15 protein-coding genes and 1 tRNA gene are annotated in these 15,705 nt (G+C 33.6%); 10 read left to right on the plus strand and 6 right to left on the minus strand.

Annotated features, from left to right (window positions below):
- The first annotated feature begins 2 nt into the window (after positions 1 to 2).
- A complete protein-coding gene (gene odhB / locus ACFPH8_RS04205; RefSeq protein WP_376858719.1) occupies positions 3 to 1,283 on the plus strand; it encodes a 2-oxoglutarate dehydrogenase complex dihydrolipoyllysine-residue succinyltransferase in 1,281 nt (426 codons plus the stop codon).
- A gap of 641 nt (positions 1,284 to 1,924) precedes the next feature.
- On the opposite strand, the gene ACFPH8_RS04210 is transcribed toward odhB, so the two are convergent.
- The 6 genes from ACFPH8_RS04210 to ACFPH8_RS04235 all read right to left on the minus strand — a co-directional run bounded on the left by ACFPH8_RS04210 (position 1,925) and on the right by ACFPH8_RS04235 (position 9,524).
- The gene (locus ACFPH8_RS04210; RefSeq protein ID WP_376858721.1) at positions 1,925 to 2,563 is read right to left on the minus strand and encodes a response regulator; all 639 of its coding nucleotides are present in this window, start codon (positions 2,561 to 2,563) and stop codon (positions 1,925 to 1,927) included.
- Positions 2,564 to 2,627: 64 nt separating this feature from the next.
- Positions 2,628 to 3,083: a retropepsin-like aspartic protease gene (locus ACFPH8_RS04215; protein WP_248397504.1), complete on the minus strand. Its 456-nt coding sequence runs from the start codon at positions 3,081 to 3,083 to the stop codon at positions 2,628 to 2,630.
- On the minus strand, positions 3,055 to 5,697 hold the full coding sequence (locus tag ACFPH8_RS04220; RefSeq protein WP_376858723.1) for a CHAT domain-containing protein: 2,643 nt from the start codon (positions 5,695 to 5,697) through the stop codon (positions 3,055 to 3,057). The genes ACFPH8_RS04215 and ACFPH8_RS04220 overlap by 29 nt, the downstream gene beginning before the upstream one ends.
- Before the next feature lie 27 nt (positions 5,698 to 5,724).
- A complete protein-coding gene (locus ACFPH8_RS04225; protein WP_376858725.1) occupies positions 5,725 to 7,683 on the minus strand; it encodes a PKD domain-containing protein in 1,959 nt (652 codons plus the stop codon).
- 75 nt (positions 7,684 to 7,758) lie between these two features.
- Positions 7,759 to 8,784, minus strand: coding sequence for a hypothetical protein (locus tag ACFPH8_RS04230; RefSeq protein ID WP_376858727.1), 1,026 nt, complete (start codon positions 8,782 to 8,784; stop codon positions 7,759 to 7,761).
- A gap of 296 nt (positions 8,785 to 9,080) precedes the next feature.
- Positions 9,081 to 9,524: a hypothetical protein gene (locus tag ACFPH8_RS04235; protein WP_376858729.1), complete on the minus strand. Its 444-nt coding sequence runs from the start codon at positions 9,522 to 9,524 to the stop codon at positions 9,081 to 9,083.
- A 144-nt stretch (positions 9,525 to 9,668) separates the two neighbouring features.
- Here ACFPH8_RS04235 and ACFPH8_RS04240 point away from each other — a divergent pair, with 144 nt between their 5' ends.
- The 9 genes from ACFPH8_RS04240 (at position 9,669) to ACFPH8_RS04280 (ending at position 15,662) form a co-directional block, all read left to right on the plus strand.
- Positions 9,669 to 10,250 (plus strand): RNA polymerase sigma factor, encoded by a 582-nt coding sequence (locus ACFPH8_RS04240; protein WP_376858731.1) that lies wholly within the window; start codon positions 9,669 to 9,671, stop codon positions 10,248 to 10,250.
- Positions 10,251 to 10,252: 2 nt separating this feature from the next.
- On the plus strand, positions 10,253 to 10,990 hold the full coding sequence (locus ACFPH8_RS04245) for a tetratricopeptide repeat protein (protein WP_376858733.1): 738 nt from the start codon (positions 10,253 to 10,255) through the stop codon (positions 10,988 to 10,990).
- A gap of 90 nt (positions 10,991 to 11,080) precedes the next feature.
- A complete protein-coding gene (locus tag ACFPH8_RS04250) occupies positions 11,081 to 11,848 on the plus strand; it encodes a TatD family hydrolase (protein ID WP_376858735.1) in 768 nt (255 codons plus the stop codon).
- A 2-nt stretch (positions 11,849 to 11,850) separates the two neighbouring features.
- Complete coding sequence (locus ACFPH8_RS04255; RefSeq protein ID WP_376858737.1) at positions 11,851 to 12,882, plus strand: asparaginase; 1,032 nt, start codon at positions 11,851 to 11,853, stop codon at positions 12,880 to 12,882.
- 72 nt (positions 12,883 to 12,954) lie between these two features.
- Positions 12,955 to 13,042: transfer RNA gene (locus tag ACFPH8_RS04260), tRNA-Ser, on the plus strand.
- Between the two features lie 226 nt (positions 13,043 to 13,268).
- Complete coding sequence (locus ACFPH8_RS04265; RefSeq protein WP_248397522.1) at positions 13,269 to 14,045, plus strand: MotA/TolQ/ExbB proton channel family protein; 777 nt, start codon at positions 13,269 to 13,271, stop codon at positions 14,043 to 14,045.
- A 27-nt stretch (positions 14,046 to 14,072) separates the two neighbouring features.
- Positions 14,073 to 14,525, plus strand: coding sequence for a hypothetical protein (locus tag ACFPH8_RS04270; protein ID WP_248397524.1), 453 nt, complete (start codon positions 14,073 to 14,075; stop codon positions 14,523 to 14,525).
- A gap of 2 nt (positions 14,526 to 14,527) precedes the next feature.
- Positions 14,528 to 15,163, plus strand: a complete 636-nt coding sequence (locus tag ACFPH8_RS04275) for an ExbD/TolR family protein (protein WP_248397527.1) — start codon at positions 14,528 to 14,530, stop codon at positions 15,161 to 15,163.
- Positions 15,164 to 15,179: 16 nt separating this feature from the next.
- Positions 15,180 to 15,662, plus strand: coding sequence for an ExbD/TolR family protein (locus ACFPH8_RS04280; protein ID WP_376858740.1), 483 nt, complete (start codon positions 15,180 to 15,182; stop codon positions 15,660 to 15,662).
- Positions 15,663 to 15,705 lie beyond the last annotated feature (43 nt).

Here is a 15,705-nt window from a genome sequence, read left to right on the forward strand (position 1 = left end):
CGATGATTTTAGAAATGAAAGTTCCTTCGCCAGGAGAATCTATTACAGAAGTAGAAATTGCAACATGGTTAGTTGCGGATGGTGATTACGTAGAAAAAGACCAAGCTATTGCAGAAGTAGATAGTGACAAAGCAACTTTAGAATTGCCTGCCGAAGCTAGTGGAACCATAACACTTAAAGCAGAAGAAGGTGACGCTGTAGAAGTTGGAGCGGTTGTGTGTTTAATTGATACGTCAGCTGAAAAGCCAGGAGGCGGATCAGAAAAGGATGCGCCAGAATCCTATAAAGGTGGTGGCGATGAAGGTGGCGCTACAAAAAAAGAAACCGAAGAATTAGTTAAAGATTTGGATTCAGATAAGAAGAAATCTAATCATGATAAAGCATCAAATCCTGCTAATAAATCATACGCATCTGGTGTTGCTAGTCCTGCAGCTAAAAAGATTCTAGCTGAAAAAGATATGGATGCTTCAGAAATTTCAGGAACTGGAAAAGACGGTCGCGTTACTAAAGATGATGCTGTAAAAGCAGTGCCTTCTATGGGAACACCAACAGGTGGAAACCGATCAAGCACTAGAAGTAGAATGTCTATGTTAAGACGTAAAGTAGCAGAACGTTTAGTGGAAGCTAAAAATACAACGGCTATGCTTACTACGTTTAACGAGGTAGATATGTCGCCAATTTTTGCATTGCGAAATGAATACAAAGAAGCTTTTAAAAACAAGCATGGTGTAGGATTAGGCTTTATGTCTTTCTTTACTTTAGCTGTTGTTAGAGCTTTGAAAATGTATCCAGATGTAAACTCTATGATCGATGGAAACGAAATGATTACTTATGATTTCGTTGATATTTCAATAGCTGTTTCTGGTCCAAAAGGATTAATGGTTCCTGTAATTAGAAATACTGAAAATTTAACCTTTAGAGGTGTTGAAAATGAGGTGAAACGCTTGGCTCTTCGCGCACGAGATGGGAAAATTACGGTAGATGAAATGACAGGTGGAACGTTTACCATTTCTAATGGTGGTGTTTTTGGAAGTATGCTTTCAACACCAATTATCAACCCACCTCAAAGTGGAATTTTAGGAATGCACAACATTGTTGAAAGACCTGTAGCTATTGCTGGTAAGGTTGAAATACGTCCAATAATGTTTGTAGCCTTATCTTACGATCATAGAATTATTGATGGTAAGGAATCAGTAGGCTTCCTAGTAGCAGTAAAAGAAGCATTAGAAAATCCAACAGAATTATTAATGGATAATAATGTTATGAAAGCTTTAGAGCTTTAATAAAATACAATTCTATATAATACGAAAGCGCTACTTCTAAAAGAAGTAGCGCTTTTTTCTTGAATACATAATAACTAACTTACTAAAAAAAGCAAACAAGAATATTTAGCGATATAACAATAACGACTAGGACGATAATCCCGAAAATGAAAAATTTACTCATGTTTGAATTTTGCATGATTTCAAGGTTGTTTGGTAGATTGGAATGTTCCATTTTATTTGTTTTTAAAGAAGAAATAATCTAAAAATAGAAAACTCCACATCTTTGATTAATAGCATGATAAAGGTAAGACTAAAGAATCATTTAAGAAATACGTAGAACTACGTATTTTTTGATTTTTTACATTAGAATCCAAAAAAAAGGGCTTTTAATCAGATGATTAAAAGCCCTCTATTAAATCCCCTCAAATAACTAACTAATAGCATGGTAAAGGTATGTTACATAAACCATATAAAAAATACGTAGTTCTACGTATTTTTGCTGCTTTTCATTTATAGCGCAAAAAAAAGACCTTAAAGGTAAAACCTTTAAAGCCTTTTGATATTCAACCTGTTACTGTAAAACAAGGTCTCCGATTAATAGCACTGTAAATATACGCCATCCTTCTGTGTTGTGAAATACGTAGTTCTACGTATTTTTATTAGGACTCTAAAAACTGTTCGTTTTCTTTAGCAAATAGAGAAAGACTATTGTGCTTGGATTCCAGGTTTAGTTTTTTAATAATATTACTCTTGTGTTTTTCTATAGTTCTACCAGATACAGATAGGGCATTGCCAATTTCATTAGCCGTTTTGTTTTGAGCTATTAACGATAACACCTTAATCTCTGTTTTTGTTAATTCGCTTAAGGAATGCGGTCGTTGGGTGTTAGTTTGTGAATTCAAATATTGAGCAATTTCTGCACTAAAATAGGGTTTGTTATTGGTTACGCTTTCAATACAAAGCTCAATTTCTTCAATGGCAAATTCTTTTAAAATATATCCAAAAATGTTTAATTCTTGAGCTTTATCATACAACTCTTCACCTTTATCAAAGGTTATTAAAATAATTTTAGTCTTAATCCCATTTTTTAAACACTCTTCCGCTACCTCCAGCCCCGTTAAAAAAGGCATCCTGATATCTAGAATAGCAATGTTTGGTTTGTGTTTAACAATTAAATTATAGGCTTCTTTACCATCCTTCCCACTACCCAAAATATTATAACCCTTGGACTTCAAAAAATCATGAAGCCCACGTAACATGAGTGGGTGATCGTCCGCTATAATAATTGAAGATTGCATGTGGTGGTTAGTTAATAGGTCTTTAGGATAAAGATAAGTAAATTTAAGATGTTGAAGTTTTATCTTACAGTTTTAAATATAAATATTTCTTTTCATAATCAATTATGCCTTTTCCTTTCTTTAAAATATCAGCACCTATAATACCATCCACTGGTTGCGCATTATGATTGATTAATGCCGTGTTTACATGGGTTAGATTAAACAAAATTAGCGGAACCTTATCTTGTTTCCATTGGCCAATTTTAATTTGATTTTTTTTCGAAATCTGCGTCAACATATCAATGGCACCAGCTCCTGCAGCCTTGACTTCAGAATCAATAACCTTTAGCTTAAAGGTTTCAATAGCTTCAAAACCCACACAAGAACTAGAAGCGCCAGTATCTAATATAAAATTACCTTTTATACCGTTGATAGTCGATTTGATTTCAAAGTGATTGGTTTTGGTTAACTTTAATTTTATTTTGGTGTAGCCTTTTTCTAAAAGAAAGTCTTTAAGACTGGTTTCTGGTTTTTCGCTCATTCGTTTTTCCTTTTCTGATTACCAAAAATACAATAATTAAAAACGCTAAAATGCCAAGGATGTAATAAACTGTTTGGTCTTGTGCTGTTGGTGCTACAACGTTACCGTAATATACAAAGGCACTCCAATAATAAGGCGATTTTTTAATGTTACTAATTGAATCATCATGTAAATACATTAATTTGGATTGCCTATTAGCGGTAAAGACAGCGTTTGTTTCTTGAAGTGATTTGTAAAAAAATGACATTAATGTAGCTGTGGAAGCATCGTTAATTTGCCATAATGAATACAACACATTTTTAGCTCCTGCATATTGAAAACCTCTGGCAATACTCATGGCGCCTTCACCCTTTTGAAGTTTGCCAATTCCTGTTTCACAAGCGCTTAAAACCACTAAATCTGGACGTATATTTAAACTGTACAATTCATTTAGTAGCATAGGCTCATCAGAAAAAGCTAAACTTGCTGGATTGCTAAAATCGCCACCAGTAGCATGTGTCGATAAATGTAAGATACTATATTTTGAAGCATCATCCATAAAACGCTGTTTAGTAGCTTGTGTATGCATATAAAGCGAAGCATGCGTTTCCTTTTTTATGGCTTCCGCTTCCTGGATGGAATACGTGAGCGGTTGATTTGTGTTTTCAAAAACCGGAAAAATGCCCAGTAAACTCGTGTTTTTAGAAGTTTTTTTTGGTTGTAGATAAAATGCCAAACTAGAATTATAAACAACCGCTTGTTGCGTTACAATAAATGGCATATCCTTAAAACTATTCGTTTCCATTTGCTCTGTTAGTAAAGCTTCAAAAGGGATAAAATTGAGGATGCCATCTGGAATAATGATGAGGTTTTTAGAAGGTGATATTTCACTTAAATTAAGCTGCTTGTATAAGGTGTGTGCTTGGTTGGTAAATGCCTTAATATTATTGTTAATAAAAGAAGGGTCATCAAATAAATGAATAAAGCTTGTTATGCTACTCGTATAGGTTTCTGTTATAGGCGTTTTAATAAAAGCGGTATTTTCTTCGGAAAAGATAAAGTGATATACCGCACGTTGGCCATAAAAATATAGGATAAGGTTGGCATCATCCTGTTGTAATTGTTTATGAATCTCCGAACTGGAAACCCGATTTTCAATTTGTGGATACCGATCTGCAATTGTTTTTTGAAGTCTTTTTAGTTGGACACTAATATCTAAAAGCTGGGTGTTTAGGCTATCATTTTTAATAGCTTGGTAACCCAATTGTTTTTTAATCATGATAGTAGTTAATTCTTCTTGTTCCCGTAAAAGAGCTTGTTCTTTAAGAAGTAATGAATCGGTTGGATGTTCTTCTAAAAGTGTTTTCTTCTGAAACATATCTTTTAAAACCGAAGCTTTTTGCATTTCTGAATATTGCAAGGCGCGCTCAAAAACGGTTGGATCAGATGATTTTTGATAAATTTTATAAAGTAACTCCAAACAATTCTCACTGCGTTTGCGGTTGGCAGATTGATTCGCAATTTTAGATTCTTGAGATGTTACATTTGAAGTAAGTAAACGCGAAACGTAAAAACTTAAATCATAATACTGAAGCGCTTTTTTTGAATCCGATTGAAGTCTAGCTAACAAATCGAAAATATCTATAAAGGTGTTTTCTGGGTATAAAGTTGTTTTGGCAGGAATAGCCTTACGTTCCAAATTTGGGAGTAAGGTATGTAAGGCTACTTGTAATTGTTGATTTGCTTGTTCAAAATCGCTTAATAAATAGTGTAATTGCCCTTTTTCTAAACGGTTTTTAGCTATTTCCCTCAAAGTAAGCGAATCCCGTTTTTGATATATTGTGGAAAGATTTAAATGTTTTAAAGCCGACTCATAATCACCTTTTTTTAAAGCTAATTCATAGGCCAAACGATTGGTATTGTACAGCCCATCGTGCTTTGAAAATATCACATCATTATCCAAATTATAATTGGAAGTGCCAGTTATAGCTATGGAACTGGAAGCTTTTAAAGTATTCAGTTTATTTTTTTGCGTTTCTGATATGTTAGGAATACTAGCTGTTTTTTTAATCAAATTTAAAACGGATTCATGCATGCCTCGCGTTTGGTATAACACCGAAAGATTAATAATGCCCGAAATATAATGTGTGTTATTTTTGCTTTTTTCTGCCAAAGCAACATATTGCTTAATGGTATTTTCTGCATTGGTGTAATTGTTTGTTTTGGTATATAAATTACCCAATGGTTTTAAGCAGTACTCTGTAATATCATAATCAGAAATGGTGTAAAGTTGATTTTTATTATAGCGTGTTCTTGCTGCTTCGTAATTTAATATAGCATCTGGTAGTTGGTTGTTTTCGTTTAAATAATAGGCTTTATTGCAAAGTAGAAATACATAGGCCAATTCCTCATTTTTTGAAGATATCTGATTTTTGAAAGTGGTTTCTTTCGTACTTAAAACTTGAAAAGTTTGTTCGTTTTTATTAGCAATAAATGTTTCAGTTGCCGAATAAATGGCATCCTCTAAACTTTGGGCTTGTACCTGAACTTGAAACCATAAAAACACAGCAAAAATCCAAAATTTTGGAATTGCAAACGGCTGCTTGTTTTTGAAATTTTGCAAATACTGAAACATTAATTCTAATAGATTCTTGAATGATTTTTAAAACTTCCAGATGGCGTATAATTGTAAATAGTTGAAATCGTCTTTGAAATTAATAACATATCGTGCGCCAATACTAGGGCCAATTCGGGCAAATCCCGCAGTAACATCTAACAACAAGCCTGCTTTAAAATTGGTAAAGGAATTGGATTCCTTGTTGGAAGTTGAGAAACTATTAATAACAAAATCATCTGTTCTACCTTCAAATTGTTCTACTAAAATGGCTTCAGTTTCTTTTTCGCTGATAGATAACATTCCCTGTAAACCAGCACCAATTCCAATATAATTATTAATGTTGTAACGCATTAATACAGGGATCTCCCAGTCTATGTTTTGATAACTTGCGTTGGTAGTAGTACGTTCTAAAAACTCAAATCCTTGAGCCTCTCTAACAAATTGTTCGGAAATATGGGTTTCGGCATCGTAGCTATGAAAACTGTTTAATAACTCCACTTGCCAATACCAGCGATACGATTTATATGGTGAAATGGTAGCACCCACAAAATAACTTTCAGAGTTTTTTAAATCAGAAAACGAATTATATCCAGCTTTGGCGCCAATGGAAATGCCAGGAACAAATCTGGTGGTAGAATAATTAGTTATAATCGGATCGTTTTTATCAAAGATAATAGCTGTTTTACTCTTGGTTTTTTGTTTGTGAAAATCTTTAGCAAACTTGATATTGTATTTTACAAATCCTTTGGTAGAATCATATTCCTTCACGTTTTTTTGTTCACTTCCTGGTAGATATATATTCTTAAAAGTAAAGATTGCTTGCGTATCTGTAAACGTTGTATCTAAACAACTGTAGCGTACTTCTATGTTTTTAGGGCAAATTTTACATTTTGGATACATATCGGTAACTTCAATGGTAGATTTATCTAACATATCTGGAATATCTGTTTCCAAGCGGATGGTTCTGGCTGGACCTTCGCCATTATTCTGAAATTTTATTTTATACTTTAAGGTTTTAAAACGGACTAAACGGTAATTCATAAAGGTGCCATTACTCGCCATTTTGTTAGGGTCATGAGATGTTACAATTTCCATTTCCATGTCTTTCACTTTATGATTGTCATAATTAGAGTCTGGGACATACACACCGCGAATAGAAATTATGGCGCTCGTATCCTTCAACATTTCAGGCGGTGTTCTTAAGGTGAAAAAAACATTGCGTTCCTCATTAGGTTCCATATCATTAAACGCCAATTGCTGTGAATTTCTATAATAAGATTTGCTTTCTTCCAACGTTAGAGGTAAGTTGGTTTTAATAGTAGAATCTTGTGGTTTGGCTTTGAGGTGAAACAATCCATTTTCTGCTGAAGCCATTAAGGTTTGATCGGCATCATCCACTGTATTTGTAAAAGCAAATTCAGGAGTAATGAGTTGCTTTTCATTATGATAGGTTCGGGTTTCTAATAATTCAAAATTATCGGTTTTATACGCTTTTTCATTATAAAATAAATAGAGTTTCCCATTAGTCTTATAATTTAGGTAGTTTTTATAACGCATAATTACCACCATATTTTCATTTGGCATAGGTTCTCTATTGCGCTCTAAAAGTAAATCCTCACTCATGGAGGCTTCATCTTGAAAATCGTTATTGGTTTGGGAAACTGTTATTTTTTTAGGTCGTGTGCTTGGTGGTTTTCCGGTGTCATAATGATTGGTTGCCCAAAGTTTTACCTCATAATCGCCAGGTTTTTTAAAGTTGTGTTTTGGGTTTTCTTCTTTGCTGTAAGTCCCATCATCAAACTCCCAATAATAAGAATAGAACGCTTTTGGAGCTCCTGCAATTTGTTCTAAAATTGGTGTTTCTGGTGTAAATTGTACGGCGTTATTCTCTACACGATGCTTAATAGTTGCTACACGCAGAATACTATCTGGAGCTTGGATCTCTTGTGCAGAAAGCCAATGAAAACAACAGCTAAAAACGAAAAGTGTTAAACAGGTTCTCATAGTAAAATGGGTTAGGTACTTGCTAAAATACAAAAAGCGATGGTCATTACAACCATCGCCTTTCTCTAGGTTAAATTAAGGCAAATCATTAATCATAGATATCAAATCGGCTTCACTAGCTATGGCAGTTTCCATCATAGAAAACGTAATAACTTGATTGGCTTCAATAGTATATGGTTTTATGGCATATCTCCAAGCGCCTTCGACTTCTGTTACAAATATAACGTGACACTCTAATCCAATTGGAATTTCACCGTAATGTTCACTAAACAATCCGTTTGCGTAGGTATCTAAAGCTGCTAGTCCTGGCCCTTCACCATCATAAGATAAATAAATGGCGCTATTTGAAAAGTTATAACCTATAGGTGCTTGCGCATAAATAGTTGTTTTTGGTCTAGGGTCGCTATAAAAACGATCAATATTTGTCCAGCCAAAATTGTTTAAAAAAGCATAGTATAAACCACCTTCGGCAAAAACACCTTGCTGACCGTCCAATGCTTCCTCTTCCCAAGTAAGGTCCCCGTTTTCATCAATAACACCATTCCATAAAATCATGTCTGGGTCGTCAGATCCTGTCAAACTAGTTGGAACTTGTAATTGCATGGCACAAGTTGTTTCTAAAGCCACACCATTTTGTGTTGCTTCAAAGAAAAATTCGCCACCTGTAATTAATAGGGCTTTGTTACCATTATCCCGCAATCCCATAGTTGGTTTGTTGGTTGTTAACATATTACCTTTTTCAAATATTTCAACATATTCTAAATCTACCATTCCGGTAACAGGATTGCCATTTTTAGTTAAACATCCTGCATTGATTGAAATGGCTACACCATTTTCTGATGTTAAAGAAATTAGACCATCATCTGAATTAAATTGGAAGTTTTGGGTTATGTTGCTCAAAGCTTCACTTCTAATATTTGCAAAATCTTGTCCTGATGGAATTTCTAAAACAGAACTTGGTGTTATTTCGCTATCATCATTAGATGTACAGCTTGATAAGGTTAATAATGCAATGGCTGCAATGCCAAAAAATGTTTTTACTTGTTTGCTCACGTTATTTAAAGTGTATAAATATTCGTGATTTTGATTTGTTGTTTTCATAATACATTGAGTTTTAAAATTGTTATTCATACTTATATAAACAGTGTCTGTTATTTGTTACCCTATTTTTAAAATTATTTTTAAAAGTGTATGTTTTACAGTGGTTTTCAGTTGAAACTTTAATTATAATTTTTTTTAATGCTACCTTAAAAACCTTAAAAACTGCTTATCGTTAATATTTTTGTGGAAATGAGCCGTCAATTAAAAGAGCCTTTCAAATGAATGAAAGGCTCTTTTTTAGCTGAGTTGAAGTTCTCAGCTCCCTCAATTAATAGCATCTTTATATGTTTTTGGTTTTACTCTATAACACCACTTATTATAACTTTTGACGTAATAATGTCACCCGAAGCCACAAGCTTTATCATGTTGTATGCATCTGCTTCTGTAGAGGAGAAGCCTCGAGCGTATCCTTTACTACTGGTAACTTCCCAGAAATAAAGGCGGTTATTGTTGTTGTTAGCTTGGTTTTGAAACATGTAATAGCTTTCTATTTTTTTGTTTAAAACAACTTCCCCAGAACTTACTAAACCAATCATTTTGTTGGCGTGTTCTAAATTTGGCGATGTTCCTGAATAGCTATTTTTAGTAGTTGTAACACTCCAATCGTAAACTTGAACTATTTTTTTTAATGTTGCCGTAGCAATGGCAGTTTCTAAATTTAGTAAGGGTTTTTTGTCAGTGGCATTCACTTGCAATATGGAAAAAGCCACCAGTGCGATAATTAAAATTGAATTTTTCATGACCTATAGTTTTAATGGATTAATAAATTTTTTAATTTCTGCTTGCAAGCTTTTTAACGCTTACAACCTTATATCAAAATCATTTTCATTTTGTTACCCGTACATTTGAAAGTTTTTTTACTTTAGTAGAAAATACAAGGGTTTATGAGCCAAAAAATAATTCATGAAGATCAAAAATATATTGATGGTTTGGTACAAAACAATCCATTCATTATTCAATCTATATATGATACGTTTGCGCCTAAAGTGATAAACTATATTAAAATGAATAGTGGTAATGAGTCGCATGCACAAGATGTTATTCAAGAAACCATAATTACTATCTATAATCAAGCTATTGAAAAGGATTTAAAACTAACCTGTCCATTTGATGCCTATTTTTTTCTGCTTTGTAAACGCAAATGGCTCAATCAATTAAAAAAAATTGGCAATAAAGAGGTAACAATTAATGAAGAGGTGTTATCTAAAGATGATGATGCACAAGAACTGGCTTTTGAAACGACATTATTTGAACAACAACATGAATTATTTACTGAAATGTTTCAAAAATTAGGAAAAGCCTGTAAAGATTTATTAAAAGCTACCTTTAAAATTAAATCCATGGAGGAAGTAGCGGAAAGTTTAGGTGTAAGCTACGCTTATGCCAGAAAAAAGAAATCTTTATGTGTTGGTAAGCTTAGCAAAATGGTTCAAGAAGCGCCTCGTTTTAACAACCTAAAATCGTAACCATGAAAGACCAAGATTATATTTTATTTGAAGACTATCTCTCTGGAAACCTGGATGACGAAAGCAAACAAGCTTTTGAACAGCAATTAGAAACAGACCCTATTTATAATGACGCCTTTGAAATCTATAAAAAAACATCCCAATTTGTAGAAAATCATTATAAAAATGCCGAACAAACGGATGCCTTTAAGAAGACGTTAGAAACCGTTTCAAATAATTATTTTAAAGATAAGCCAAGTTCAAAGTCTAAAGTAAGACGTATAAACCCATGGTTTTATTCGGTATCGGCTGCAGCTATTTTAATTATCGGGTTTTTTATTGGTCAGCAATTTTCAAGTCCTATTTATGATGATTTCGCCAACTATGGCACAATTAGCTTAACCGTTAGAGGCAATCAAGATGAGGTGTTAACCAAGGCAGAGTCCTCTTTTAATAATCATAATTATAAAGATGCTGAAACCTATTTTTCAGAACTATTACAATCAGATCCTGATAATATAGAATACCAACTGTATAAAGCTGTTTCATTGGTAGAGTTGAATCAATATAAGCAAGCAGATGCCCTTTTCAACGGAATTATGAAAACACCTTCCGTTTATAAGCACAAAGCAACATGGTATTTGGCTTTAAGTAAACTGAAACAAAAGGATGAAGAATCCTGTATCCAGATATTAAAATCAATTCCTGAAGATGCTGAAGATTATGAGCAAGCACAAAAGTTATTACATAAATTAGATTAGTAGTAGATGCTTTCCGACGCGTTTCAGAAGAAATTAAAATTATAAAGTAGAAAGTAATCACATTGGTGGTTACTTTTTTACTTTTGCAACATGATAGTTACCGATACACATACGCATTTATATAGTGATGCTTTTGATGACGATAGAAACCAAATGATACAACGCGCTCTAGATTCTGGCGTTTCACGATTTTTTATTCCTGCAATAGATTCGTCTTATACCAAAGCCATGTTACAATTGGAAACGGATTATCCAGATTACGTGTATTTAATGACAGGCTTGCACCCAACATCTGTTAAAGAAAACTATCAGGACGAATTAGCTCATATTGAAGATTTATTGTCCAAGCGCTCTTTTTTTGCTATTGGCGAAATTGGCATTGACTTGTATTGGGATGCGTCTACGTTAGACATCCAGAAGATAGCTTTTAAACATCAAATTCAACTAGCCAAAAAATATAAATTACCAATCGTTATTCATTGTCGTGATGCATTTGATGAAATTTTTGAAGTTCTTGAAGCCGAAAAATCGGATGATTTATTTGGGATTTTTCATTGTTTTACCGGAACGTTAGACCAAGCTAAACAAGCCATTTCTTATAATATGAAGTTGGGAATAGGTGGTGTAGTAACGTTTAAAAATGGAAAAATAGATCAATTCCTGAATCAAATCCCATTAAAACACATTGTTTTGGAAACAGATTCGCCTTATCTTGCTCCAAAACCTTTCCGTGGGAAACGCAATGAAAGTGGATACATTATAAAGGTATTAGAAAAACTGTCGGAATTGTATAATGTGCCAAAAGCGGAAATTGCTGAGATAACAACCCAAAATTCAAAAGCCATTTTTAATATATAATTATGGAAAACACGAGTCCAAAAATTCTTTTAATATATACAGGAGGTACCATTGGGATGATTAAAAACCCCAATACGGGCGCTTTAAAAACGTTCGATTTTAATAATCTCCTTAAACGGATTCCCGAATTAAAGCTACTTACTTGCGATATTGAAACCATATCCTTTGATGACCCTATAGATTCATCTAATATGAGTCCAGAATACTGGGTGCAAATGGCAGAAATTATTGAAACCAATTATGAGGCTTTTGATGGATTTGTATTACTTCATGGTAGTGATACTATGAGTTACACGGCTTCAGCTTTAAGTTTCATGTTGGAGAATTTAGCAAAACCTGTAATTTTAACCGGATCGCAATTGCCTATTGGCGATTTACGGACAGATGCTAAAGAGAATTTAATTACATCTATACAAATGGCGTCCTTACAAGTAAGAAACCGTCCAGTTATACGAGAAGTTGGTTTATATTTTGAATACAAACTTTATAGAGGAAATAGAACAACAAAAATTAATGCCGAGCATTTTGAAGCGTTTGAAAGTTTAAACTATCCGCATTTAGCAGAATCTGGTGTGCATATTACTATTAACCACGATGCGCTTTTTGTGCCGAATGCTAGAAAAAAACTGCTGGTACATAAAAATTTTAATACCAATATTGCACTTATTAAACTATTTCCCGGTATTTCTAATGCCATTTTAGAAGGTATTTTGAACAATCCTCATATTAAAGGTGTTGTTTTAGAAACCTATGGCGCAGGAAATGCGTCTACAGAAGATTGGTTTGTACAATTGATAAAAGATACCATTAAAAAAGGTGTTCAAGTTATTAATGTTACCCAATGCTCAGGAGGGAGTGTTAATATGGGTCAATATGAAACCAGTTCACAGTTAAAAACAATTGGTGTTATTTCGGGAAAAGATATCACAACCGAAGCGGCAATTACCAAGTTAATGTATCTTTTAGGTGAGAAAATATCCAATAAAACCTTTAAAACGGTTTTCGAAACGGCATTAAGAGGAGAAATGGCATAAAATTAACTTACAAAATTTTCGCCTTTTAAAGATTTTTCGTTATTTGGCTGCCTGTAAAAGAAAACTTAAAACAGAGAGGTGGCCGAGCGGTCGAAGGCGCACGCCTGGAAAGCGTGTATACCTCAAAAGGGTATCGAGGGTTCGAATCCCTTCCTCTCTGCAAAAGTATTTTTGGTAACAATTTGAAATGCATATAATTATTGAAAAATTACAAACAATAATGTTGTGAATTGTCAGGTAAAAATCATAAATTACTTTGGTTTTTGTAGTGTTTTTAATGGGCTAGAACAAAATAGCTCGAATAACTCTGCTCTAATTTTAATTTTTTAATTACAATTTTTTTATATCTTTAACACTTTAACTAATAAAATTAAGAACAAGAACAAATGAAAAGATTATTTTCTATCCTCGCCATCATGTGTTTTGTGGCATTCGGAACAGCTAACGCAACTACAAATGCAATTTCAAGTGCAAACACAGTTGTTACTTCAATTCAAGACGATGCAACAGAAGATGTTGCAGCAGAAGAGTCATTAGGATTTCATCAGGAACTAAAAAAACGTTTCATAGAAGGTGGTCCAGGATTTATGGGAATTGTATTATTATGTTTAATTCTAGGTTTAGCAATAGCTATTGAGAGAATTATCTTTTTAAACCTTTCTTCAACAAATACAAAAAAATTAACTCAAGACGTAGAAGATGCATTACAATCAGGTGGTGTTGAAGCAGCAAAAGAAGTTTGTAGAAATACAAAAGGACCTGTTGCCTCTATTTTCTATCAAGGTTTAGATAGAACAGACGAAGGTTTAGAAGCTGCCGAAAAAGCGGTTATTGCTTATGGTGGTGTTCAAATGGGACAGTTAGAGAAAAATGTATCTTGGATTTCATTATTTATCGCATTGGCTCCTATGTTAGGATTCATGGGTACGGTAATTGGTATGATTCAAGCATTTGATAAAATTCAAGCTGCTGGTGATATGCAACCATCTTTAGTTGCTGGTGGTATTAAAGTAGCACTTTTAACAACCGTATTCGGTTTAATTGTTGCTATTATTCTTCAAGTTTTCTACAATTACATCATTGCCAAAATTGACAGTATTGTTAATGATATGGAAGATGCATCCATTACTTTAATGGATTTATTGATTAGACACAAGAAGTAATAATTAACAGCAATAATTTTTTAAATTATGAATTTACACAAAATTTTAAAAATCTTAGCAGGAATCCTTGGCCTTTTAGGTGTGGTGTTCTTGGTAAGAATAATATCTGAAGGTGATGAAGCGATAAAAGCTGGCGCATTAAGTGGCGACACTGGTATTGTAGATCCTCTGGCATATATAGCATATGTTATTATGTTTATAACCGTTCTGCTTGTAGTAGTTTTCGTTTTAAAGAACCTATTTACAAATACAGCTACGCTTAAAAACACCCTAATTAGTGTGGGTATTTTTGCAGCTGTTTTAATAGTGGCTTATGTGGTTTCAGGTGGTGATACAACGCCTTATTTTTATAATGGCGTAGAAGCAACTTCGGGAGAATCGCAATTGGTAGGCGCTGGATTAATAGCGTTTTATATACTAATAGCTTCAGCTGCGGTAATTATGTTATTATCGGGCGTTAAAAAACTAACGAATAAATAATTATGGCAAAAAGAGCAGCACCGGAAGTTAATGCAGGCTCCATGGCCGACATTGCTTTCTTACTATTAATTTTCTTCTTGGTAACAACAACCATCGAGATAGACTCTGGTCTTAACCGAAAGTTGCCGCCAATTGAAGAAACGGAACCACCTATTATTAAAGAAAGAAATATTTTTCAATTAACCGTGAATGGAAACAATGAATTGTTTTTGAAAGCAGCGGGAAGTGAAGGAGATTTAATCAAGCTTAAAGATTTACGAAAAGCTGCTGTTGCCTTTTTAGACAATGGTGGTGGAACAGGAGAAGATGCTTGTAAAGCTTGTAAAGGAAAGCGTAATCCGCAATCTTCAGATAATTTCCAGAAAGCAATTATTTCTTTACAAAATGATAGAAGTACAAGTTACGAAACCTATATAGCGGTTCAAAACGAGATTATAGCAGCCTATAATGTGTTGCGTAATCGTGAGTTTGAACAACGTTATGGTAATTTAGGTATTAACTTTGTAGAAGCCGATATTGAATTTAACGATGCTAGAACATCGTCTGAAAGAAAAGCACAATTAAAAGATAAAATTGAAGAAATTAAACTTTTAATACCGCAGAAATTTTCAGAAGCAGAACCTAAAAAATCTAATTAGATAAACCATATTATTTATGTCTAAATTTAAAAAGAAAAAAGATGGTGGCGTACCAGCTATATCTACAGCATCATTACCTGATATTGTATTTATGTTGTTATTCTTCTTTATGGTTGCTACGGTTATGCGTCAGAATACATTAAAAATTCAAAATACGTTACCCGCAGCCGATCAAGTTGAAAAGTTAGCGAAACGAAACTTATTAATGTATATCTATGCAGGAAAACCAAGTAGTGCCTATAAGCAGTTTGGATCAGAAGCACGTATTCAGTTAAATGATAAGTTTGCTGATGTTTCAGAGATTCCAGCGTTTATAGCAGCCGAACGTGACAGTAAACGTGAGGAAGAAATTCCTTTCTTAACAACTGTTTTAAGCGTAGATAAGGAAACCAACATGGGTCTTGTATCTGATGTAAAACAAAAATTGCGTGAAGTAAACGCTCTTAAAATAAATTATAAGACTAGAAAAGGCGATGCCCTACAAAGTCTAAATCAATAAAGTACTCTTAATTTTATAAATAAAGGCGTTTTGAGAAATCTAA

Origin of the sequence: Bizionia hallyeonensis, from assembly GCF_042657385.1 — a bacterium.
Lineage (GTDB): Bacteria > Bacteroidota > Bacteroidia > Flavobacteriales > Flavobacteriaceae > Algorimicrobium > Algorimicrobium hallyeonense.